The organism is Psychrobacter sp. H26, from assembly GCF_059073035.1.
Genome location: NZ_JCACRW010000001.1, coordinates 983,905 through 1,006,408, shown reverse-complemented (window position 1 = coordinate 1,006,408; position 22,504 = coordinate 983,905). Strand labels below are relative to the sequence as shown.

Below are 22,504 nucleotides of genomic sequence, written 5' to 3'. Positions count from 1 at the left end.
GGAGTAAGTCATGCCGACCATCACCCAAAACCTGCCCGACACTTTTAGCATTGAGGCTTATCAAAAGACGTTTGCGTTGAGACCTGTCAAATACCCAGATGATATGCCATTGCTGTATAAATGGATGCATGCCGAGCATGTGGTTGATCAGTGGCAGCTTCATCTCCCAATGCCGCAATTAAAAACCCATTTTGAAAAAATGCTGGCCGATGATCATCAGCGTCTCTACCTCATACTTTGTGATGATAAGCCGATTGGCTATACAGAGATTTATGAAACGGCTCGTGATCGCTTGTCTCAGTATTACAAAGCCAAAGAGACGGATATGGGTTGGCATATTTTACTTGGGGATCCAGCGGTGGTTGGCAAAGGCTATTTAAAACCAACGGGTATGATGATCAGCAAGTTTATATTTGAGCATACTGAAGCCAAGAAAATTGTAGTCGAGCCGGATAGTAAGGTTGAGGTATATCAGTGGATTGCTGATAGCTTCGCTTATCGCGTACAACGTCTGATTGAGATGCCAGAAAAGACCGCCTCATTGTATTTCTGCAATCGCGATGAGTTTTTGGAATCTAGAGGTTATCTGAATTTCTACGGTACTACGGCTTAATGAGCGACGCTCCTATAAATAGGGTATTTACCAATGAGTCGCCTATAAACGAAGCCTCTAAGAGTAGCAGTCATGGCTTGAACGATAAAAAGGTGCAGCAGGTATTACTGACATTACTACTCGGCGGTACGGTGGTGAGTTTTAGTAATAGTGCGCTCAATCCAGCAATTCCTGTTTTTATGTCGGTGTTTGATGTCGATATTGTGATGGGCGGCTGGGTGCTAAATGCGTATGTATTGGCCATGAGTGTGGGGCTGATGCTGAGTGGCTATTTAAACAAAAAGTACCCTTTTAAGCATGTTTATTTGGCGGCAATTTTTGGGTTTATGCTGGGCTCAGCCATTGGCATGCTGGCATCTAGTATGAGCTTTGTTATCATTGCCAGAGCCATACAAGGGCTGAGTGGTGGTCTGATCATTCCACTATCTATTGGTATGCTGTATCAGATTTATCCGAAGCAGCAGCATGGCAGAGTAATGGCGCTATGGGGCATTGTTATTATGATGTCGTTGGCGTTTGGCCCTTTGGTAGGGGCTTATTTGGTTGAGCAGTTTGCGTGGTGGACACTGTTTGCCATTACCTTGCCACTCAGTGCGGCAGTCATGGCGATGGTATGGCGCCTAATTCCTGACATACGCTCAAATGATAAAAAAAGCCCTTTCGATACTATCGGGTTTGTCAGTTTGCTCATTTGGCTATTGTCCATGATGGTGTGGCTGAGCACGCTGAAAATAGATTTTACTGGTGGGTTACTCAGCAGTGACGGCTTATTAAAGATAGCCACATTGGGTTTATTGTCTGTCGGATTTTTACTATCTGCAATGGTTTGGTGGGCATATGAGCGTCGTCAGCGTCACCCGTTATTAAACGTGCGCTTGTTTAACAATAAAACCTATTTGCACAGCAATATCATTAGCATTAGCCAAACAGTCGGTTTGATGCTGTGTCTCTTGCTATTGCCCGTGTTGATACAAGATGTGATGGGCGAAAGTGCGTTATGGACAGGTATTGTTCTGATGGTCGCGACGCTCATAGCCAGTATCACCACGCATTACGCTGGCAAGAAGGTAGATAAGCAAGGTGCCAGAGGGATTGGCATCGTGGGCATTGGGATTAGCGCTCTATCTACCTTGATGCTGGCATGGTGCTTGTATCAGCCAACGCTTTGGCTGCTCATGCTGATTATGAGTATGCGCGGTATTGGAGTGGGTTTGGCGTATCTGCCGACCACGACGGTTGGTTTTAGTAGCTTACCCAAAGAATCAGTCACTGAAGGTGCCGCACTTAATAATATCAGTCGCCGCATCATCTCTACCATATTTATCACGCTGTCCACCATTTATATAGACAGTCGAGGTGCGCAGTTATTAGCAGCAGGCAGTAGCCAAGGTATGGCGAGCGCGATCCAAGAAATATTGGTAGTAATCGCGGTGCTTTTATTGCTCACGATTCCTTCAGCGTGCAAATTACCACGATCCCCATAAATAAATACTTCGTATCGGGGTTTACTTTAACTTATTAATGTAAATAATTATCATTCGCTTTAAATTTATAATTTTATTTGATTCAATTTTTAGACAGGAAGCTTATATCTATGACCAATAATCTAGCAAACTCTACGAAAAACAATAATAGCCATCATAGTACTGACGTTACTTGTGCGACTAAACCGTGGCAAGTGCCTGTCGATTCTAAAATTATGGCACGCGCTGAGCAACGAGTGATCAAGCAATTGCTACAGGCATTGTTGTATGAAAATATTATTGATTTTGAATTTGAAAGTGCGAACAACGCTCATGACAGTGCTGATAATGAGACGCTGCTGAATTTTGTTATCAAAGTAGGTGATGATGTCAGTTATACCGCACAAGGTTATGTTCATTACAGTTTTGACATCATTCGTTTGAATGAGCTGAATGTACAGCGAGTGGTTAACGGTGTTGCCCAAGACGCCATGCTTGAGCATGTGATTAGTGATATCTTGCTCAATATTGAAGGTGCAGAGCTCAAAGACAGCTTTATCAAAGAGCTGCGCCATACCTTAGTGAACGAAACACAATCTCAGATACTGGCTTCCAATATGCCTGTGCCTATTGATACGCTAACTTACGAGCAACTCGAAGGCTATTTGACGGCAGGGCATCCTTATCATCCGTGTTTTAAGTCTCGTATTGGTTTTGATTTGCAAGATAACTATGACTATGGCCCAGAGTTTGATCAAAACATCGGCGTAGTATGGTTGGCGGTCAAAAAAGAGCTAATGGTGAGCAATACCACTACTGGTATCGCTGTAAATGAATGGGTAAAAGATTATATAGGTGCGGATGAATTTTCTGCCCTCAATGCCAAACTCACAGAAGTATTTACAACCAAAAATAAGCAAGACGAAGGTACAGCTAGTAATGAAGTAGACGAGACGGCTAATAACTATTGCCTGATACCTGCGCACCCTTGGCAATGGCAAAACACCTTGATTCAAGCATTACAACCATTACTTGCCACGCAAGAGGTTATCTATTTGGGTGATGCAGGTCATCAGTACCGTGCTCAGCAGTCTATTCGCTCATTGACGATGCTTGGAAATGGCGATGACAATGGTAGCAATGACACTATTAATGATAAAGCCTACCTAAAGCTAAGTATGCATCTGATTAATACCTCAAGCACGCGAATATTGGCAAAGCATACCGTGATGAATGCCGCTGTTGTCACTACGTGGTTAAACCAACTGATTGCAGGTGACAAGACCGCCCAAGCATTACCTATTGCGTTTTTAGGTGAGACCGTTGGCGTTAGTCTAGACCATGAGGCGCTACGTGCGCGCGGCTATCAGCATCCAAATATGTATGGCGGGCTAGCTGCGATTTGGCGAGAAAACGTGAACCAATATCTATCAAAAGGTCAAACAGCATTTCCGCTCAATGGTGTCAGCTATGTCAATGCTGATGGCTCACATTTGATAGCACCTTGGCTTGACAAATATGGTGTAGAAACATGGATTACGCAGTTAATTAAGGTCACTATCACCCCTTTATTACATATCTTATTTGGTTATGGTGTGGCACTAGAATGCCATGCGCAAAACATCGTCTTGGTACATGAAGATGGCTATCCCATAAATATATTATTAAAAGATTTGCATGATGGGGTTCGTTATTCACCTGAGCACTTAACCCAACAACACTTGCGTCCAGATTTTTGTAGCTTGCCACCTGCTCATGCTGCCTTAAATAGAGGCTCATTCATCGAGACCGAAGATACCGACGGTATTCGGGATATGACGGTTGCTTGCTTGTTTTTTGTGGCGTTGTCAGACATTGCGATTTTTATGCAGACGCATTATCACTATTCTGAAGTTGCATTTTGGCAGCAGGTTGCTGACTGCGTGACCGACTATCAAAGCTCTCATCCAGAGCATCAAGTACGGTTTGACTTGTTTGATGTATTCGCTGAACAAACGCGCATTGAGTCATTGGCTAAGCGCCGATTGTTCGGAGATAAAGCATTCCCGATTAAATATATCAATAACCCATTGTTTAAGAGTCAGGGGTAAAACGATGCATACATTATTCCCTGTGCAAATCCCTGTGAAAAAAAGCTCCCTTGATGCAAACCCTGAGCCAAATATCGAGGTTATTCAATGGTCGTTGATTAGCCATTTAGTAGAGTGTTTTCTATTAGAGCAATGGGTGGAGGAGCGCCTTATTCAAGTGACAACCACTACTGAGTACTTGGCAAATCATCAGACGTCACAAGCGTCTCAAGCTCAACACGCGCATCAAATTTTAGCGTCGCTACCACAGCAATATCAAGATTTTTTTGACCAAGATAACCCATTAATGGTGATGCAGGTTGACCAAGATAGACAGTTATTACTATTGGTAGAGCCTGCTTACGCATCACCGTGGCGATTGTCTAAATCTTGTCTGCCTGTCATACATAACCTTAAGGGCAATATCAATAACACTGTTGATAGCAATCTCAATAACAACCATTATGTAGAAAATGCTTGGCTAGAGCCAGTAAGCTTAGCACAGCACTTGCTAGATACTTTTTTATCAATGATGGACAGTACCAGCTTATCTGACGTCGGTGCCTTAAAGCTAAAAGAGAGCTTAGAGGCTTCTTTTATAGCTCAGCAACAATCCGTAGCAGCAAACATCACAACGGCAGTTTGTCAGTATCCGCATTGGCATCAAACCTTGATTGCAGCGGAGCAGTGGGCCTCACTGATGGATCGTCCGTTTCATCCACTGGCAAAAGGTAAATTGGGCTTTACGGCAACAGAATACAAACGCTATATGGCAGAGTTTAATCAGCCTATCACGCTGGTATGGGTCGCCATTGCCAAAAGCCATGTCATGGTGGCAGAGCATGTTCAAGACATGACAATACAAAATCCAGCGTCTTATCTTTTGGACACTACGCAGCAGCAGAGTTTGATGCGAGAGCTAGATGACAAAGGAATAGCGGATACGCACATTGCGATGCCTGTACACCCTTGGCAAATGACTCATGTGGTTGATGACATGTATGCCGACGATCTTGCCAATGGTACAGTTGTCACCCTGACTTTTGATGCGCTCATCACTTATGCCAGCTCGTCCATGCGTAGTATGCTGATTGATACTAATACGCCAAATAGCATTAAGCTGCCTATAGGTGTGTATGCACTGAACTCAAAGCGCTACTTGCCAGCCCTCAAGCTAATCAATGGTGAAAAAAACCAAGCCATATTGATGCAGGCAAGAACGTTAGACTCTGTACTATCAGCACAGTTACAGTTATGGGATGAACGTCTATGGTGGGGCTATATGTCTCCGTCTCATTTGCATGATAAAAGCGCTATAAATCCTTACTTTTATCAAGAAAAGCCCACGCATCTAGGCGCGATGCTACGCCAACTACCAGCAGATCTGTTTGACGATTCGATTCGACTGTTTCCTATGGCAAGCTTGGGTATGTTGGTATATCAGCAAGGTGTTAGTCATCACATTTTTGATGGCATTGTTCAGGAGGGCATTCATAGTATTAACCAGAATAGTGCTCAAGACAGCTTTCAAGAAGGCGCGCCACAGAATAAAAGACCCGCTGTCATAGCGTGTTTTAAAAATCTTTGTGACGTGTTTTTGGGTACGATACTGCGCTGTCTACGCCTAGGATTTGCGCCTGAGATGCACGGGCAAAATATTGTTATCGTATTAAAATACAATCATTTTACCAGTCTGTTATTGCGTGACCATGACTCCGTACGCATTCATCTACCATGGCTGGCACGTCATCAAATAGCAAATCCTGAGTATTTAAGCCCACCAGATTTTAAAAACCGCTTATATCGAGAGACGCCGCAAGCGCTGATATTTTATCTACAGTCGCTAGGATTGCTAGTCAATATTCGAGCGATTATCGAGTCATTGGTTGAGCACTATCATATCAATGAAGAGACGCTGTGGCACGAGGTAATGACCAGTATTGAGGAATCCTTGGTGACTATCGATTTTGATGACGATCAACGTCAGATACTTCGTGACGAGCTACTGAACAATTCACATTACCCGCATAAAACATTGCTATTGCCCGTTATTGCCCGTGGTTCTGATCCTCATGGCAGTATGCCAGCTGGAGAAAGCAAAACGATCAACCCGTTCAGGCGTGTTAAAAAATCAGCTAGCCAACGAACCCATTTAACTAACTAATAGCTACTTAGAAATTAACAATGCGATAAAAGTTATCGAGAAACAAAAAAGCTAAAAAGTGCGATAGTGAGAACATTATGACTGAAATCGATATTCACGACCTTATAGATAGCTATAAAGAGATAGGTACTTCAACTATTGGTCATCTGACTGAGGAAGGGTATTTACCAGATATCAAAGCACTCAGTCCCTGCACGGCTACCATAGTCGGCCGAGTGTTAACAGTCCAACTAACCTCGGACAACACGGATGTGATTAACCAGGCATTGATTCAAGCAGCGCCTAATGATGTGTTATGTATTGATGCTCAAATATTAGGTATCAAGGCATGTTGGGGAGCACTGCGCACTTGCGCCGCTATCTATGAGAAGCTATCCGCCGTCATTGTCATTGGACAGGCAACGGACTCGGTACAAATTCAACAATTGGGATTTCCTGTATTTGCACAAGGTATCAGTGCTGTGACCACATTTAAAAGCGATCATATAAAAGGCACGCTAGCATCCGATATTGCCTATCATTTTGGTGAGCAGACCACGACGATTCATTCAGGCGATATCGCCATTATGGACAATGACGGGGTCTTCGTGTTGCCCATTAATGTCGCACAGCAGCTATTACCAGATTTCCAAAAGAAGCATAGAGAGGATGAGGTAAAGTTCCAACTATTTTTTGAGGCATATAGTAACGATGAGTTAGATAAACTGTTCAATAGCTCATCAAATTCCTAACGGGAAGTTGTACAGTTAAACTTACGATAGCTATAATCTTCACCCGCTAGTAATGTAAAAATACATATGGAAATAAAAATGATTATCATTTAGAATATCATTCACAAAGTTAGTACATGCAGTAATATTAGCTAAATATGACTCATACCACTATTTATCTATCAACTCATTGAAATAATCTAAGTGAAACAATCATGAAAAGCCATCATCAAGTCGCTCTATCTGTTCTTACCCTCTGCATCAGCCAACAGTTATATGCTCAAACCAATACCAATGAAGCGGATACCGTATTAGATACGCAGATTTCAACAGAACTGACGTCAAATTCAGCATCAAATTTATCGTCAGATGAGACACCTAATGTGACTTTAGACACTATCAATGTTACGGCTAAAGCGAGAACAGGTACGGCACTGGCACAAAAAATCAGTGAGATGCCATCAGTCACCCAAGTAATCACCGAAAACGAGATTCAGGTGCAGGCAACAGGCGACCGTACGACTGGTGATATTTTGGCACAGCTGATTCCAAGTCTAGGTGCTAGTAGTGGCTCAACCAGTAATTATGGCACCACTATGCACGGTCGTCCTGTGCAGTTTCTGCTAAATGGTGTACCTCTGAGCAGCTCACGCAGTCTTTCACGCGAGTTAAACAGTATTGATCCTGCGCAGCTTGAGCGAGTAGAGGTACTCTCGGGCGCTACCAGTATCTACGGTGCTGGTGCAGCAGGTGGTTTGATTAATCTTGTGACCAAATCTCTCGTAGGTTACGGTCCTATCAGACAGACCAGAGTGGGTGTCAGTAGCAGTCGTGATTTTGAGTCTGACTCATTGGGTTATCATGTGGGGCAGACGTTAGGATATGGCGGTGAGCGGATGTATGGTCGCCTAGACGTCGACTATGATAGCAAAGGCGGCAAATTCGATAGCCATGGCGATCGTATCAGTCCAGATGTGAACCAAACGGATCAACAAGATACTGAATCGCTGAGTGTGAATGGTAGCCTAGGTATAGAGCTAACGGATACCCAACGTCTTGATCTTGCAGCGACTTATTACAAAGATAAGCAAGATACTGACTATGGCCCAGACTACGGTGATGGCTTGGCAGTATTATTTGGTGCCAGCCCGTCTTTAGAAGCCATTGATGGTGCCAATGTAGAAAATGAGCCTTATACCGAAAAAAGCTCGATAAATTTAAATTATAGTGATGATGATTTTGTGGGATCAGGGTCTAGCTTAAGCTTGACGGGTTACTACCGAGATGAAAAAGGCCGTTTTTACCCTTCTGGTAAAACCGCAGGAGACCAAGCGACTGAGGTATGGCAAGCCAATGGGCTAACTGATGAAGACACATTGAAGAAACTGGCAGGTGCTGCAACATTTGTCACTCAGTCAGAAGCTGATATTGAAGTAATGGGTTTGCGAGCAGCCATGCAAACCGAAACGGAAATTGCAGGAAAAAAGACACTGTTTAGCTACGGTGCTGATTTCGAACGCGAAAATAGTGCGCAAACTTACTACGGTCAAGACCTAAATACGTTCCTTGCTAGTAATGGCTTAAGTGCTCAAACGAATGGGCTTACTTATAACGGTGGACCAGATACGACCATCGATAAATGGGGCGCTTTTGTCAATGCAGACGTAGATATAACTGACAAATGGCATACCAGTGCTGGCGTACGTTACCAAAAGCTCAAATCTGAGACTGATACCTTTACGCCCATCTATGAACAGCTGCTTGAAGAGTATTTTAATAGTTCTGCTATCAGTGCGACAAGCGCAGCTTATGGCATTGAGTATCAAGCAGGCGACGTAGAAAAAGGCAGTACCGACCATGACAAAACCTTGTTCAACCTTGGTACCAGCTATCAAATAACCCCAAATGATCAAGTATTTGCCAATTTTTCACAAGGGTTTACGACAGCAGATATACAACGCGCGCTGCGTGATGTGCGTGCAGGCTTTGTGGTCAACTCAGACAACGTACAACCGATTGCGATCAACAACTACGAGTTTGGCTGGCAAGGCAAACATGGTGATACAGCAGCACGCTTGAGTGGATTCTATAACGAATCAGACAAAGTCGTGCGCTTTACTGACAGCTATACCGTAGAAGTTGTCGATACCGATGAGCGTGTCTATGGGGTAGAGGGCTCGCTTAGTCATGATATCAATGATAAGTGGCAAGTGGGCGGTAGTGTGGCCTATACCCGTGGTCAGTATGATAAAGATGGCGACTGGCTAGAATTGGATGCCGTACGTCTAACCCCGCTCAAAGGTACCGCATTTGCCCAGTACCAGTTTGATGAAGGAAGCAATATTCGCCTGCAAGCATTAGCAATTGGCGGTGATGATGAAGCTTTTAAAGACCAACAGCAAGATCCTGACTCTAGTGCATTGCCAGTTACAGGTTACATGACTCTCGATGTATTGGGACAAGTAAAAATGCCAGTCGGCCGAGTAGACTATGGCGTTTATAATTTGCTCAATAAAGACTATTTAACAGTCTATCATCAAACGACCTTTGGTGATTTGAACCGCCTACCTGCCTCAGGTACGACTTATGGTTTGAGCTATACCGTTGATTACTAAACAGTAATATTGTCCAAGAAGTATCAATATTAGAAACCTTTCGTGCTAATTTTTAGTATGAAAGGTTTTTTAGTATAAAAAATCAAATGTTGATAGCGCTTTAATAGGTGTATGTAGCCAGTAAGTATTTACTAGCGCTATATGTTTTTAACCATATCAGGTCAAACACTTGCTAGGTTGATATTTTATGATTGACTTATAGCGTATAGATGGTAGTCTAAGCGTTCTTTGGGGAGTAGCCTGTTTTCGTTCTACGAAAGCGTCCGTATCAACATACTTGGCCACATGCCATGGTACGAACACCTCTCGGTTGGCGAGACCATCGATATATCTACACTGCAGGTCGAGGGTGTGGCTATGTCGTGGACTCTATACTCGACCAGAGATACTCAAATGAACCCTATTGCTCTTCTTTTACTTGCTTTTTCTATGTCTACTGATGCCTTTTCTGTGGCAATTGGTAAAGGCGCAAATCTAAAAAATCCTCGTTTTACCGAAGCTCTGAGAATGGGTGTTATCTTTGGCACTATTGAAGCCATCACACCTATCATTGGCTGGCTTATCGGTCGTTCTGCCACCTCTTTTGTAGACACTGCTTTCATTGAAGCATGGGATCACTGGGTCGCCTTTGTTATTCTTGCTGCTCTCGGTATGCATATGCTGTATGAGGGCTTTAAGCCAAGTAACGAATCAATAGAAGCACCGCGTAGACATTCGTTCTTTAAACTTGCTATAACGGCATTTGGTACCAGTATCGATGCGATGGCTGTCGGTGTGAGCTTGGCATTTATAGAGGTCAATATTTTCTTAGCGGCAGGTCTCATCGGCTTAGCCACCACGGTAATGGTCACGCTGGGCGTGATGTTAGGCAGGATATTAGGCTCACTAATCGGTCATAGAGCCGAAGTGTTTGGTGGTTTTATGCTGATCGCTATCGGCACGTGGATCTTATTAAGCCATCTTCAATAACCACATAAAAACTGCCAACTGCGGACAGATAGTGATGATATCAATCTATTACTGACTTGCAGGAGCAGAGCGCTTGCTGACCTTAAAAAGCTTGTCTGAATCAATGGTTAGGCTTTTTTTGGGTCTAAAACTAACACATCACGCTATAGCTATTGGTAAAAGGCCTGAAAAACTCAGCACCACAAAAGTTGTTGATGATAAACAGTATGGTCACCATGACGATAAAAATGCCTATGCCCCACATAGGTAACGTTAACTTCCAGTTCGTCAAATTCTGGTGACCGCAGTGTTTACAGCGCCAATCAGAGCGCTTTAGTTTGGTATCGCATTTCGGGCACTTGCTATGATTAATAAACAATTTAATCTCCCTTATAGATACATTCTCTTATAAGAGTATATATCCCTGGCATCGAATCAGCAATTGCCTATCAACAATTAGTCGTTGCTAGCGAAGAGGCCTGACTCAAGTGTTTGTGCTTACGCTTATACATAGAGTTCTGGTATGCCAACAAAAAACAGCAGACAATAAAAAAGACCTTCAATCTCTTGAAGGTCTTTTTTATTAATACTTAAATGTGGTGGGCCCAGTAGGACTTGAACCTACGACCAAAGGATTATGAGTCCTCTGCTCTAACCAACTGAGCTATGGGCCCTAACGTTAGACGCACAATGATACCTGAATTTTTTAATTTTTCAAGTAAAAGATAAGAAGAAATCGAGAAATTATTTATAAGTGATGGTCTTAGTTAAAAACCACTACCAGCCATCGTGAGGCTACGCCCACCATCCACAGTGATAATCTCGCCAGTGACATAATGTGCCTGTATCAAGTACAGCACACTATGCGCAATATCTTCAGGCTTGCCTATTCTTTGCATAGGAATTGAGTCAATAATCTCTTGTTGCTGTGTGAGATCGAGGGCTTGGTCGCCATTAGGATCAGGTAAGATATTCACACCAGGTGCGACACCATTGACGCGTATATCTGGTGCGAGCTCTAGTGCTAGCGATTGCACCATCATTCGATGGGCAGCCTTTGCCATATTGTAGACTGTATAATTGGCAAACGGTTTATCCTTCGCATGAATATCCAATAAGCTGATAATGCAGCCTTGCTGGTGTTTGAGATAGGGCAGTAGCGTTTGGCTCAATAATAAAGGTGCCTTAGCATTGGTCAAAAACAGCTCATCCCATTGCGCATGATTGATGCCACCAAGTGGACTAGGATAGAATCTTGACGCATTGTGTACCAGGACATCAAGCTGTCCAAAGGCGGACATGACATTTTGGACAAATTGGTTCAATGCCGTGTCATCATTGACTACTGCCAGATCAGCAACGATAACGATGGCACTATTATCACGCATATCGTTGAGTTGAGCTGCTAAACGGTTCGCTGCTGTCTCGCTACGATGACAATGAATAATGACGCAGTAGCCTTGGCTGTGTGCTGCTCTAATAATCGCTGCACCAATACGCTTGGCGCTACCCGTTACCAGCATAACAGGTGTTTGAGTACTCATGCTTGTTCGCTGAAATGCATTAGGTTCTTTGTTCATAATGAGAATACTGAGAATACTGTTTTGAGTGCGTTCTAATATTAGCCGTGTGCCTGTAAGTGATCAATCCTACTTTGGCGTAAGGCTGCCCCAATAGCGGGGCCTTTAAGGTCTGAGGCAATGTCAGTCATACCGATAGCATGAAAGCTATTTAGCGCTAGCATCATTTGACGATGTTGTATGGCCAGTTGTAAGACATGACTACACACAAGTAATTGCGATAGTTTATCTGGCTCCTTGTGAGCGCCGCATGTTTGCAATAGGTCAATCTTGTCAGCAGCGCTTAGACTGTTTATTGTGCATAGTTTATTGGCTTGCTGCGCAAATAGGGTAGCGAACTGAGTATGTGTTTTGGGTACTTTGGCTGTGTTACCGATACTATTAATGCTTTTTGTAGCAGTTGATACGTTAAAGTCAGATTCAGAGTTTTCGCTCTTAAATAGTGAAGGGGCAAGGCTTATCATCAATAGCGTCCAACGCTGTGATAAGTTTAAGCGCATTTGACCTGCAAAATACAAGGCAGTCTGAACCGTCTCTCGTATACAAGTGTCTTCCCAAGCATCATGTAGTGGGGCAAAATGCTCTATGAGTCCGCCAATATCAAACAACTGCTGCCAGTATACTTGCGGTGATAGTTGCATGGTGGCGCGACTCGATTCTTGCCAAATGCGTTCTGCACTCAAGTGAGCAAGCTCTCCTGAACTCACTAAGTGATGCATCAGCGTTAAAGTATCATCCGCGATAATAAACCCTAAATCGTAATAACGTCCATAGAATCGAGCCGTTCTTAATACTCGTAATGGATCTTCGCTAAAAGCACTAGACACGTGACGTAAGATTTTATTGTCTAAGTCTTCCAATCCACCATAGTAATCGATGACGTTGCCGCTGATAGGGGTGTCATCCGTGAGACTAGTGACCTCGATAGCCATGGCATTGATGGTTAGGTCACGACGTTGCAGGTCTTCTTTTAAGGTGACATCGGGACTGGCATGTACGCTAAAGCCTTTGTAGCCTGAGCCTTGTTTGCGCTCCGTGCGGGCTAGCGCATATTCCTCATGACTGCGAGGGTGCAAAAAAACAGGGAAGTCAGCACCTACTTGCTGAAATCCAGCATCAAGCATCTCTGCGGCAGTAGCGCCAACAACAACGAAGTCTTTATCTTTGATGGGATGCTTTAGCAGTTGATCACGTACCGCACCGCCGACAAGGTAGATTTGCATAAAAGCCTCTTTGTATTGCACTGTAAATCATCAGTTCAATAGCGAACCATAATAAAACCAGTCAATGCTATGAACGAGCACTGACTGGTTTTATTATAACAAAAGAGCCCTGCCAATAAATGACAGAGCCCTTTCTAATAATGTATTTGTACTAAGTGCAATGTATGGTAACTAAGTACAGTATACGACTATTTTTCGTTTTCTAGGTCTTGCGCTTCAGTCACAGTCAATGCAGTCATGTTGACGATGCCACGTGCAGTAGCTGATGGCGTCAAAATATGTACTGGCTTATTAGTACCTAATAAAATAGGACCAATAGACGCACTGCCTGTTGCTGTTTTGAGTAGATTAAAGGCAATGTTTGAGGCATCAAGGGTTGGCAAAATAAGTAAGTTTGCAGCACCTTTTAGTGGGCTTGATGGCATATCGTTCAGACGAATATTCTCATTCAACGCTGAATCACCCTGCATTTCGCCTTCAAATTCAAAGTCTACATTCATGTCAGTCAGCAGCTCATGAACCTTACGCATTTTGACAGCGCTGGTGCGGTTTGAGGCACCAAAGTTAGAATGAGACACTAGCGCAACGCGTGGCGTGATACCGAAGCGGTGTAACTGATCTGCTGCCAATACCGTCATTTCAGCCAACTGCTCAGCGGTTGGGTCTTCATGGACATAGGTGTCAGCAATAAATATATTACGATCTTGCATCAATACCGCATTCATCGCATAGAAATCATTCACGCCTTCTTTTTTACCAATGACGTTTTTGACATATTCTAAGTGCATCTGATAATCACTGAATGTACCACATACCATGCCATCAGCGTCACCATTGTCAACCAACAAAGAGCCGATCAGAGTGGTTTTACGGCGCACATCACGACGGGCAAGTTCAATGCTTACACCGCGACGTTTGTTCTTCTCGTAGTAGCCCTGCCAGTAGTCTTTATAGCGTGGATCATCATCTTGATTAACGATAGTGATGTTTACACCATCTTTTAGACGCAGACCAAGTTTTTCGATATTGGCTGAGATGACCGCTGGACGACCAACCAAGATAGGTTGAGCCAGTCCTTCATCGACAACGACCTGTACGGCTAATAGGATGTTGTTGTCTTCACCCTCACAGTATACGATACGTTTTGGCGCAGATTTAGCACGCGCAAAGATAGGCTTCATCACAAACGCTGAGTTGTAAACAAACTCAGACAGACGCTGGCGATAGGCTTTCATATCTTCGATAGGCAGTGTCGCGACCCCTGAATCCATCGCTGCTTTGGCAACAGCAGAGGCAATTTCAATGATTAAGTTTGGCTCTAGAGGTCCTGGGATCAGGTATTCGCGACCAAAGCTTTTCATGGTCTCGATATTTCTGACGTTGGTGGTTGGTGTTGCTTCAACGTGTGCCATCGCAGCAATTGCTTTTACACAGGCTACTTTCATCTCTTCGTTAACGGTAGTTGCACCAACATCCAATGCACCGCGGAAAATGTACGGGAAGCACAACGCGTTGTTTACTTGGTTTGGATAATCTGAGCGTCCGGTCGCCATGATCACATCTGGACGCACAGCGTGCGCTAGCTCAGGCATGATTTCAGGTGTTGGGTTGGCAAGTGCAAAGACGATAGGGTCTTTTGCCATACGGCGAACCATATCTTCTGATAAGGTGCCTGGCATGGATAGTCCAAGGAACATATCAACATCGTCCATGACTTCTTCGATAGCAGTAGCTGTCGTGTCACGAGCGTAGCGTTGTTTGGTTTCGTCAAGGTTTTCACGGCTAGTACTAATAATACCGCGAGAATCTGACACCAAGATATTGTTTTTATTAACGCCAAGCGCACAAATGATATCTAGGCAAGAAATAGCAGCAGCACCTGCGCCTGAACAGACTACTTTGATGTCTTCGATTTTTTTGCCAGTGATTAGCAAAGCGTTCAGCATTGCTGCGGCAACAATAATTGAAGTACCATGTTGGTCATCATGGAACACAGGAATGTTCATGCGTTCACGTAGTACACGTTCAATTTTGAAACATTCTGGTGCTTTGATATCTTCTAAGTTGATACCACCAAATGTAGGCTCAAGTGAAGCAACCGCTTCAATAAACTTGTCTGGATCGTTTTGATCGATTTCAATATCAAAAACATCGATACCTGCGAATTTTTTGAATAAAACGCCTTTACCTTCCATAACTGGTTTTGATGCCAATGGACCGATATTACCCAAACCGAGTACAGCAGTACCATTAGTAATGACACCAACTAAGTTGTTACGTGCCGTATATTTAGAGGCAAGCTTTGGATCCTTTTGGATCTCAAGACACGGTACAGCGACACCTGGAGAGTAGGCAAGTGCTAAATCGCGTTGGTTAGCCAACTGCTTAGTAGGGGTTACTGATATTTTACCTGGGCGTGGAAACTCATGGTAATGTAAGGCAGCTTGTTCAAACTGCTCTTTTTCTGTACTGAGGTTATCCGTATTCGAAGTGGTATCGTCATTCATAATAATTGCCATGGTTGGAATAAATTGGAATAAATTAAATGGTGATGAACATAACGTCTAACCCTCAAAAATTACTATAAGATAATAATTAGAGGGTACAAAGACATTAGACGACTAGCGACCATAGGCATCATGATCGGTGATCAAAGATCAAGTCAAAAAAGCAATCTAGCAAAAATAGTCATTCTAGCACTATTGGCAATTCACTGCCTAGTCAACAGCGGTGAATTGTGTGAATAATATAATAAAATGATATTCGTTATTTAGCTGGTTGATAATGCCAAAAAATATAGTCTAATATCAACCATAATTTTATAATGTTTCAAAATATTACAGTATATGTATCCACTAAGATGAACAACTGATAGGCATCTGCGGCGTGTCAGGCGCAGGTGCATTAGTATCTAAATCGGACGCAATATCCTGAACGTCATAAGGATTGCTTAATAAGCGGAAGACTCGATCAACTTCTTCAAATTGCCCTTGTTCTGCGGCAGTAATAGCCCGCTGCGCCATGCTGTTGCGCAGTACGTACACTGGGTTATTGGTCTCCATATCGTTGATGGCTTGCTCAACTGGTAGCTGCTCGATATGTGCCAGATAACGCATCGACCAGTCCTGCCAGACCTGCTGCGCATCAGCGCTCAATTCAGTGGTCATTTTAGCTAGTAGGTCTTGCTCATATGGATGATCATTTGGTGCGATTAGACCGAGTAGAGCGCGAAAGCTATTGGTATAGTCGAGTAAGTTATCTTCTAGTAGTGTTAACCATTCAAAGGCCAAACCTAGGCTTTCGCGTTGGTGTGGTAACCCAAGCTTGCGGCACAGGCCTTGTTGGTAATGCTGCATAAAGGTTGATTCGTAAGGACCTAGGCAGTCAGCAAGCGTCTCACGAGTCACCCCCTCTAAGCGCATAAAGTGTGGCAGCCAAACATTCAGATTCCAATGTCCGATAGCAGGCTGGTTCTGGTAGGCGTAGCGACCCGTGTGATCAGAGTGATTGTTGATCCAAGCTGGATTGAAGCGCTCCATGAACCCGAAAGGCCCAAAATCCAAGGTGCTACCCGTGATAGACAAGTTGTCTGTATTCATCACGCCATGCGCAAAGCCAATCAGTTGCCAATCAGCAATCATACGCGCCGTACGCTCAACGACGGCAGTCAAAAACGCCAGTACAGGCGTCTCGCTATCCCGGCACTCTGGATAGTAAGTATCAATCATATAGTCCGTAAACTCACCAAGTAAGTCAGGCGCAAAGCTTGCGATCCATTCAACATGACCAAGACGGATATGGCTATCAGCGACTCGCATCAACGCGGCACCTGCTTCGATACGCTCACGGCGTACTCGCGTATCAGAGACCACAAACCCCAGAGCATTAGAAGAAGAGATACCAATCTGGGTCAATGCATGACCACATAGATACTCTCGAATGGTACTGCGCAGTACTGCACGTCCATCTCCCATGCGCGAGTAGGGAGTCAGTCCTGCTCCTTTGAGGTGTAAGTCTTGTGATTGTCCGTCATTATCCAGAACCTGAGCCATGAGTAAACCGCGCCCATCACCCAATTGCCCTGCCCATTGTCCAAACTGATGACCTGCATAGGCCATGGCTAATGGTTTAAAATCAGCTGGCACGTATTGACCACCTAAAATATCCACCCAGTGAGTCATCAGCTCGTCATTCTCTGCCCAGCCCAATTGCTGTGCCACTTGTGTATTGAAGTGTCCAGCACGTGGATTGTCGAGTGGTGTCGGCGGCTGCTCATGATGAAGGCGTGTGTCGAGGTTGGCATAGGTATTTTGATAACGCATACAGGCCGTTTCCATTAAAATATAAAAGTGAGGGTTTTACTATAACATAGCTCTCATATGTCATCGTTGCACTCTGTCCATCTCTTGTAATCTCTGTCCTAAAAACTAACCTTATTTAGCATTCTTAGTCTATACAGTACTTAGCTAGCAGGATAGAGCGGTTGCACTTAATCACCTTATTGCATTCTGTCATCTATGCTCTTGGGAGCGCATTAAATAAAAAGTATAAATCACAGACAAAAAAATCCCCCTAGCTATGAAGATAGGGGGAAGGAGAAACCGTGCCATTACTAATAATCAGTCAGTACCAGTTCAGTACCAATCACTTGGTGATTGATTGGCTAAACTTTAAGCTGCCTTTTGACTAACACCAATAGAACGAAATGCTGTTTTGAGATTGCTGTTATGTTCAAGGATTTTTTGCTCAATCTTGGCATAATCATGTTTCAATTTATCATCAGCTTCGTGCAAACGATCAGCAAATTCTGTCTTTTTAAGCTCGATTGTTTTTGCTTTTAGTGCTTGCCATTCTTCAACGGTTTGCGTGAAAGCGTCGTATTCAAACTTAATGCGATCTTGAAAGCTCTTCATCGCATGAGGTAGATCAATACCGCTTACGGTCGCTGTCTCAATTTGCTGTTGCGCCGTTTTAAACTGCATTTGAACTTCAGCATGCTTGATCGTCGTATCATCCACGGTACGCAGATCAGAAGTCAGACCAATCTTTGATAAACCAGCAATCAACCATTTGGTTGGATCATACTGCCACCATTTCACGCCATTACGATAATCGTATTGGAAGAAGTGATGATAGTTGTGATAACCCTCACCCCACGTAAAGATAGCCAAGAAGAAATTATCACGGGCCGTATTGGTATCTGTATAAGGACGAGTGCCCAGCATATGGCATAACGAGTTAATAAAGAACGTAAAGTGATGCGTCAGTACTAAGCGCAGTAAGCCTGCGATGACCAATGTGCCCCAAACATCACCCAGTAGCCAACCAACAGCGGCAACCATGCCGACATTCATAGCCACGACCCACAGACCATAGTATTTGTGCTGAATCTGTAGCACTCTGTCTTTGGTCAAGTCAGGGATGTTTTTATAATCAAACTTGCCGCTCGGGTAGTTACGTAGCATCCAGCCAATATGACTGAACCAAAATCCGCGCTTCGCTGAATACGGATCATCCAAGCGATCATCAACATGACGATGGTGGACACGGTGACCTGAGACCCAGTCAAACGCAGAGCCCTGTACTGCTAAAGTAGAACCTAGCAATAAAAAGTTTCTGACAATTGGATGCGCTTTGTAAGCACGGTGCGCAAGCAAACGATGGTAACCCGCTGTGATACTCATGCCAGTCCATACCATAAAGGCACCAAACACACCCCATACAGGTGCACTCACGTCATGAGTAAATAAGTACCATGGCGTAATGATAGCAGCGGCAATGGGTGTCGCTACCAAAATAGTCGCCGGAATCCAATTGATCGGTGCTTTTGTAAATTCAAACTCGCGCATGTCGATGCTTTGCTCTTTTGTCATAGCATCATTTTGCTCAGAATCTTTAGCATAATTGCGCTTTGCAACAGGCTGCTCATCCAAAGCCATTTGCGCTTTTTTCTCATCAAAACGAGTTTTAAAACGCGTTACTTGAGTGCTGGCAGTCTTTACAAGCGTATCACCAGATTTGATAGCGAAACGTAAGCCTTTAAGCGGTAAGCCAAGTGCTTTTTTTGCAATCATATAATATCCCTAACGGTATTAATTTAAGTCCCCATAGTACCTGAAAAAACAGATAAAGTGAACACTTATACACTATAAAAATATTGCTAAATAACAATAACTTGTATGGATTATAGACGGTATTGTCCAAAAATAAGAGTGACTTATCAGGCATGAAGGAGAAGTGTAACTAACACGCAAGATATGTATTGGCTGTATAGGTTATTAAAAACCACCAACGAAGGTTTAGAAATAATAAACAGACTTTTTAAGGCAGCAATAGATGACTAGGAAAGTCAGTGATAATAACATCAGTATCCCATTTTATGAGCTGCTCGATAGTATTGATGTCATTGACTGTCCAAGCGCTTACGGGCAGACCATAGCGATGGCTGTGCTTAATGATGGCGTGGGTCAAGAGCGGGTAGTAAACCCCCAGTTGAATACAGCCAAGTTGTAACGCGGTATTGGTCGCTCTTGCTAAGGCCTCTGGGGTGCGAATAAGGAGCCCCCGCGGCACATGAGACAATAACTTATGACGTTGCAACCGATTATGCAGCTCCATATCAAAGCTCGTTAGCACAATAGGTAAGTTTGCAAAGGTAGTGTTGATGAGCTCTCGCGCCAGTGCTTCAACCAATACTGCATAGTTGGTTCGGTTATGAGTTTTAATCTCAAGCTCAATCACACTAAACCCGCTAAGCACCGTTGCAATATTCGCCAAAGTCATGATGGGCTGACCAAACTGCAATCGGCATTGAATCTCTGTTAGACCCAATTGATCCACACGTGACTGTTGGCCACACATTCGCTCCAAATCATCGTCATGAAACACAATTAAGTGACCATCAGCGTTCAGTTGTATATCAAACTCAACCCCTGCCAAGCCCTTTGTTTTCAGGTTTTGAGAGTACTCAAAACCTGAAAACGTGTTTTCTAAACTTTCACCACGTGCGCCTCGATGGCCCAACAGACGCGTATTTTTAAAATTTACCATATCAAATGACTACTGATGGATCTTACGAGTCATCATATATCGTCATAGTAGCAGCGTCTAACAAAATCTTTGATATGACTAATACTGGTTGCATCTATTATCTGTAGCGAAAAACAACGTTGGCATTTGTTATGTTTTTGCAACAAAACACAGGTTTTACACACAATGAGGGGCGCTATTTGTATGTCCATGGGCTACACTAATGACCATTTCAACCAAACACCGTATAATGATGTGGTTTTCAACGCGACAACGTGATTGGTCTATAAAATCACGCTGTCGTTTGAGTGTTAAACACTGTCCATCAGTGGCGGTAAGAACCAGTAAATTGGGAGTAAAGTAACTATGAGCGTAGCAAATGTAAGTTTGAGCAAGTGGCATAAAGTAGCTGGAATTGGGTTGGTATGTAGTTTGGCGCTTGCCGGTTGTGATCGCTCAGAGGTGGAAGAGACTGACGATGCGGCAGAAATGACAGAACAAGAGCCAGCGGCTACCGATGCGGCAGTTGCTCCTGCAGTCAGTTGTGATGACCCAATGGTACAAGATCGCCTCAAAACTGCGCTCAGAAATACGCTCAACCAACAGGCGCAAGCGTTGGCTACCAACTACGCAAATGATGCTGAGATCAGTTTAGCAAGCGGTATTGTCAGTGATAAGACCAATGGTATCGTCATCGATGTGCAGAACGCAGCTATCTTGCAACAAACCAACGATAATGGCATGACAACTTGCCAAGCAAGTGTCAGCATGACGCTGCCAAGCGAAGATTTGTACCAAGCCAGTCAGATACAAGCAGCCAATAATCAGCCAAGCCTACAGTCACGCTTAGCGCAAGATAATATTCGTATCAATAATAATATGCTCGTCGATGATGCCTTTACTTATGTTGTCGGTACACAAGGCGGGCAAGTCCGCACTCGTATTGCTGGACAGCCGGCGTTACTTACGGTCGTTGCAGATGTAATGGCAGGGTCTGTATTAAAAACTGCTATGGACGAGCAACGTGCCCAGCGCGCTGCTGAACGTCCTGCACCTGCACAGAACACGCAGCCAGCGCCCGCTCGTCAGCAGCCAAGAACGGTAACGCCCGTTGAGCCGATCCGTCCGACTCAGCCTGCCACGCCGCCGACCATCAACAACCCTACTAGCAGCCAAAACAGCTCAACAGAAAACAATCAGCCTGCCGCTCCTACTGAGACGAACAAACCAGTAACACCAACGACGCCAAAAGTAGTGCCTAAAGATGAAACCATCGACATGGTCATTATCGAAGACGAGAGCGCTACGTACTAAGCAGTCTGATTTATCCCTAATTTTATCAGTAGTTTACAACAGGTAGTTAATAACTATCGTTGAGTAAAAAAACCCCGAAACATTATTGTTTCGGGGTTTTTTGTGAGTATTCAAATACTAACCTGAGGGTCGGTCTAATTTATTAGTGATGGCTAATGATTTTCAGTGGTTTTCATTAATTTTCAGAAAAATGCTGCAACACTTTACTGTCCCACAGCACTTCAGAGACTTGTTCTGGATCCGTACAGAAGCGCGCGGCGACGAATAGCCAATCCGATAGGCGATTGATAAAGCTAATGGCAGTGTTGCGTATAGCAGACGGGCGCTGCTCTTTTAATAATACTGCTTGGCGCTCAGCTCGGCGACAGACACTACGTGCCACATGCAGTTGGCTCACCAGTACAGAACCTGTCGGCAAAATAAAATCTTTTAGCGGTGGTAACGTGCTATTCATCGTATCGATTTTTTGCTCGAGCCATTCGATATGCATGGTACTGACACCTTCGTACTCTGGCATAGCAAGCTCACCGCCGATATTGAATAATAAGTGCTGGATAATGACTAGGGACTGGGAGAAGTCTTCGCTAATGGACTGGTCTTTATTTTGTTGTAATTGTGCGCGTACCAGACCGATGTGTGAGTTGAGCTCATCGATATCACCCATAACGCTGAACAGGTTGTCAGCTTTGCTGAGGCGACTGCCATCAGCCATACCAGTGCTGCCGTCATCTCCAGTACGTGTATATATTTTGCTCAAGCGATTGCCCATCTTTACA

The 22,504-nt window shown here is 43.9% G+C and carries 15 protein-coding genes, 1 tRNA gene and 1 riboswitch; of the genes, 8 read left to right on the top strand and 8 right to left on the bottom strand.

The features are described from left to right. Nucleotides 1-10 precede the first annotated feature (10 nt). From AC5JPT_RS04125 to AC5JPT_RS04095, 7 genes are all read left to right on the top strand, one after another. Nucleotides 11-613 carry a GNAT family N-acetyltransferase gene (locus tag AC5JPT_RS04125; RefSeq protein ID WP_443526932.1) on the top strand — a complete coding sequence of 201 codons (603 nt, stop codon included), beginning with the start codon at nt 11-13 and terminating at the stop codon, nt 611-613. After that, nucleotides 613-2,097, top strand: a complete 1,485-nt coding sequence (locus AC5JPT_RS04120) for an MFS transporter (protein ID WP_493857207.1) — start codon at nt 613-615, stop codon at nt 2,095-2,097. The genes AC5JPT_RS04125 and AC5JPT_RS04120 overlap by 1 nt, the downstream gene beginning before the upstream one ends. 110 nt (nt 2,098-2,207) lie before the next feature. Continuing rightward, on the top strand, nt 2,208-4,166 hold the full coding sequence (locus AC5JPT_RS04115) for an IucA/IucC family protein (RefSeq protein ID WP_493857206.1): 1,959 nt from the start codon (nt 2,208-2,210) through the stop codon (nt 4,164-4,166). A 4-nt stretch (nt 4,167-4,170) separates the two neighbouring features. Then, on the top strand, nt 4,171-6,309 hold the full coding sequence (locus tag AC5JPT_RS04110) for an IucA/IucC family protein (RefSeq protein WP_493857205.1): 2,139 nt from the start codon (nt 4,171-4,173) through the stop codon (nt 6,307-6,309). A gap of 77 nt (nt 6,310-6,386) precedes the next feature. Next, nucleotides 6,387-7,040 carry an RraA family protein gene (locus AC5JPT_RS04105; protein WP_493857204.1) on the top strand — a complete coding sequence of 218 codons (654 nt, stop codon included), beginning with the start codon at nt 6,387-6,389 and terminating at the stop codon, nt 7,038-7,040. 194 nt (nt 7,041-7,234) lie between these two features. Then, complete coding sequence (locus AC5JPT_RS04100; protein WP_493857203.1) at nt 7,235-9,634, top strand: TonB-dependent receptor; 2,400 nt, start codon at nt 7,235-7,237, stop codon at nt 9,632-9,634. A 218-nt stretch (nt 9,635-9,852) separates the two neighbouring features. Further along, nucleotides 9,853-10,021: riboswitch (yybP-ykoY riboswitch) on the top strand. Then, nucleotides 9,992-10,603 carry a manganese efflux pump MntP gene (locus AC5JPT_RS04095; protein ID WP_493851994.1) on the top strand — a complete coding sequence of 204 codons (612 nt, stop codon included), beginning with the start codon at nt 9,992-9,994 and terminating at the stop codon, nt 10,601-10,603. (Overlaps the previous riboswitch by 30 nt.) A gap of 576 nt (nt 10,604-11,179) precedes the next feature. Here AC5JPT_RS04095 and AC5JPT_RS04090 read toward each other — a convergent pair. The 7 genes from AC5JPT_RS04090 to AC5JPT_RS04060 all read right to left on the bottom strand — a co-directional run bounded on the left by AC5JPT_RS04090 (nt 11,180) and on the right by AC5JPT_RS04060 (nt 20,435). Next, a tRNA-Ile gene (locus AC5JPT_RS04090) sits at nt 11,180-11,256 on the bottom strand. 93 nt (nt 11,257-11,349) lie between these two features. Beyond that, on the bottom strand, nt 11,350-12,126 hold the full coding sequence (locus tag AC5JPT_RS04085) for a pteridine reductase (RefSeq protein ID WP_493857202.1): 777 nt from the start codon (nt 12,124-12,126) through the stop codon (nt 11,350-11,352). A 77-nt stretch (nt 12,127-12,203) separates the two neighbouring features. Next, complete coding sequence (locus AC5JPT_RS04080; RefSeq protein WP_493857201.1) at nt 12,204-13,385, bottom strand: tRNA nucleotidyltransferase; 1,182 nt, start codon at nt 13,383-13,385, stop codon at nt 12,204-12,206. A 188-nt stretch (nt 13,386-13,573) separates the two neighbouring features. Further along, nucleotides 13,574-15,892 (bottom strand): NADP-dependent malic enzyme, encoded by a 2,319-nt coding sequence (locus AC5JPT_RS04075; RefSeq protein ID WP_493857200.1) that lies wholly within the window; start codon nt 15,890-15,892, stop codon nt 13,574-13,576. A 348-nt stretch (nt 15,893-16,240) separates the two neighbouring features. Further along, nucleotides 16,241-17,707, bottom strand: coding sequence for a protein adenylyltransferase SelO (locus AC5JPT_RS04070; protein WP_493857199.1), 1,467 nt, complete (start codon nt 17,705-17,707; stop codon nt 16,241-16,243). Between the two features lie 348 nt (nt 17,708-18,055). Beyond that, complete coding sequence (locus tag AC5JPT_RS04065) at nt 18,056-19,234, bottom strand: acyl-CoA desaturase (RefSeq protein WP_319051571.1); 1,179 nt, start codon at nt 19,232-19,234, stop codon at nt 18,056-18,058. A 472-nt stretch (nt 19,235-19,706) separates the two neighbouring features. Next, nucleotides 19,707-20,435, bottom strand: a complete 729-nt coding sequence (locus tag AC5JPT_RS04060; protein WP_493851971.1) for a glycerophosphodiester phosphodiesterase — start codon at nt 20,433-20,435, stop codon at nt 19,707-19,709. Nucleotides 20,436-20,780: 345 nt separating this feature from the next. Between AC5JPT_RS04060 and AC5JPT_RS04055 the strand changes: the two genes are divergently transcribed. Then, nucleotides 20,781-21,728 carry a hypothetical protein gene (locus AC5JPT_RS04055; protein ID WP_493857198.1) on the top strand — a complete coding sequence of 316 codons (948 nt, stop codon included), beginning with the start codon at nt 20,781-20,783 and terminating at the stop codon, nt 21,726-21,728. 175 nt (nt 21,729-21,903) lie between these two features. Here AC5JPT_RS04055 and AC5JPT_RS04050 read toward each other — a convergent pair whose 3' ends face one another. Next, a complete protein-coding gene (locus AC5JPT_RS04050; RefSeq protein WP_493857197.1) occupies nt 21,904-22,497 on the bottom strand; it encodes a cob(I)yrinic acid a,c-diamide adenosyltransferase in 594 nt (197 codons plus the stop codon). Nucleotides 22,498-22,504: the final 7 nt, after the last annotated feature.

Coding starts and splice junctions, on each gene's coding strand:
- AC5JPT_RS04125 (WP_443526932.1), top strand. CDS start 11: ATGCCGACCATCACCCAAAACCTGCCCGACACTTTTAGCATTGAGGCT.
- AC5JPT_RS04120 (WP_493857207.1), top strand. CDS start 613: ATGAGCGACGCTCCTATAAATAGGGTATTTACCAATGAGTCGCCTATA.
- AC5JPT_RS04115 (WP_493857206.1), top strand. CDS start 2,208: ATGACCAATAATCTAGCAAACTCTACGAAAAACAATAATAGCCATCAT.
- AC5JPT_RS04110 (WP_493857205.1), top strand. CDS start 4,171: ATGCATACATTATTCCCTGTGCAAATCCCTGTGAAAAAAAGCTCCCTT.
- AC5JPT_RS04105 (WP_493857204.1), top strand. CDS start 6,387: ATGACTGAAATCGATATTCACGACCTTATAGATAGCTATAAAGAGATA.
- AC5JPT_RS04100 (WP_493857203.1), top strand. CDS start 7,235: ATGAAAAGCCATCATCAAGTCGCTCTATCTGTTCTTACCCTCTGCATC.
- AC5JPT_RS04095 (WP_493851994.1), top strand. CDS start 9,992: ATGTCGTGGACTCTATACTCGACCAGAGATACTCAAATGAACCCTATT.
- AC5JPT_RS04085 (WP_493857202.1), bottom strand. CDS start 12,126: ATGAGTACTCAAACACCTGTTATGCTGGTAACGGGTAGCGCCAAGCGT.
- AC5JPT_RS04080 (WP_493857201.1), bottom strand. CDS start 13,385: ATGCAAATCTACCTTGTCGGCGGTGCGGTACGTGATCAACTGCTAAAG.
- AC5JPT_RS04075 (WP_493857200.1), bottom strand. CDS start 15,892: ATGAATGACGATACCACTTCGAATACGGATAACCTCAGTACAGAAAAA.
- AC5JPT_RS04070 (WP_493857199.1), bottom strand. CDS start 17,707: ATGCGTTATCAAAATACCTATGCCAACCTCGACACACGCCTTCATCAT.
- AC5JPT_RS04065 (WP_319051571.1), bottom strand. CDS start 19,234: ATGCGCGAGTTTGAATTTACAAAAGCACCGATCAATTGGATTCCGGCG.
- AC5JPT_RS04060 (WP_493851971.1), bottom strand. CDS start 20,435: ATGGTAAATTTTAAAAATACGCGTCTGTTGGGCCATCGAGGCGCACGT.
- AC5JPT_RS04055 (WP_493857198.1), top strand. CDS start 20,781: ATGAGCGTAGCAAATGTAAGTTTGAGCAAGTGGCATAAAGTAGCTGGA.
- AC5JPT_RS04050 (WP_493857197.1), bottom strand. CDS start 22,497: ATGGGCAATCGCTTGAGCAAAATATATACACGTACTGGAGATGACGGC.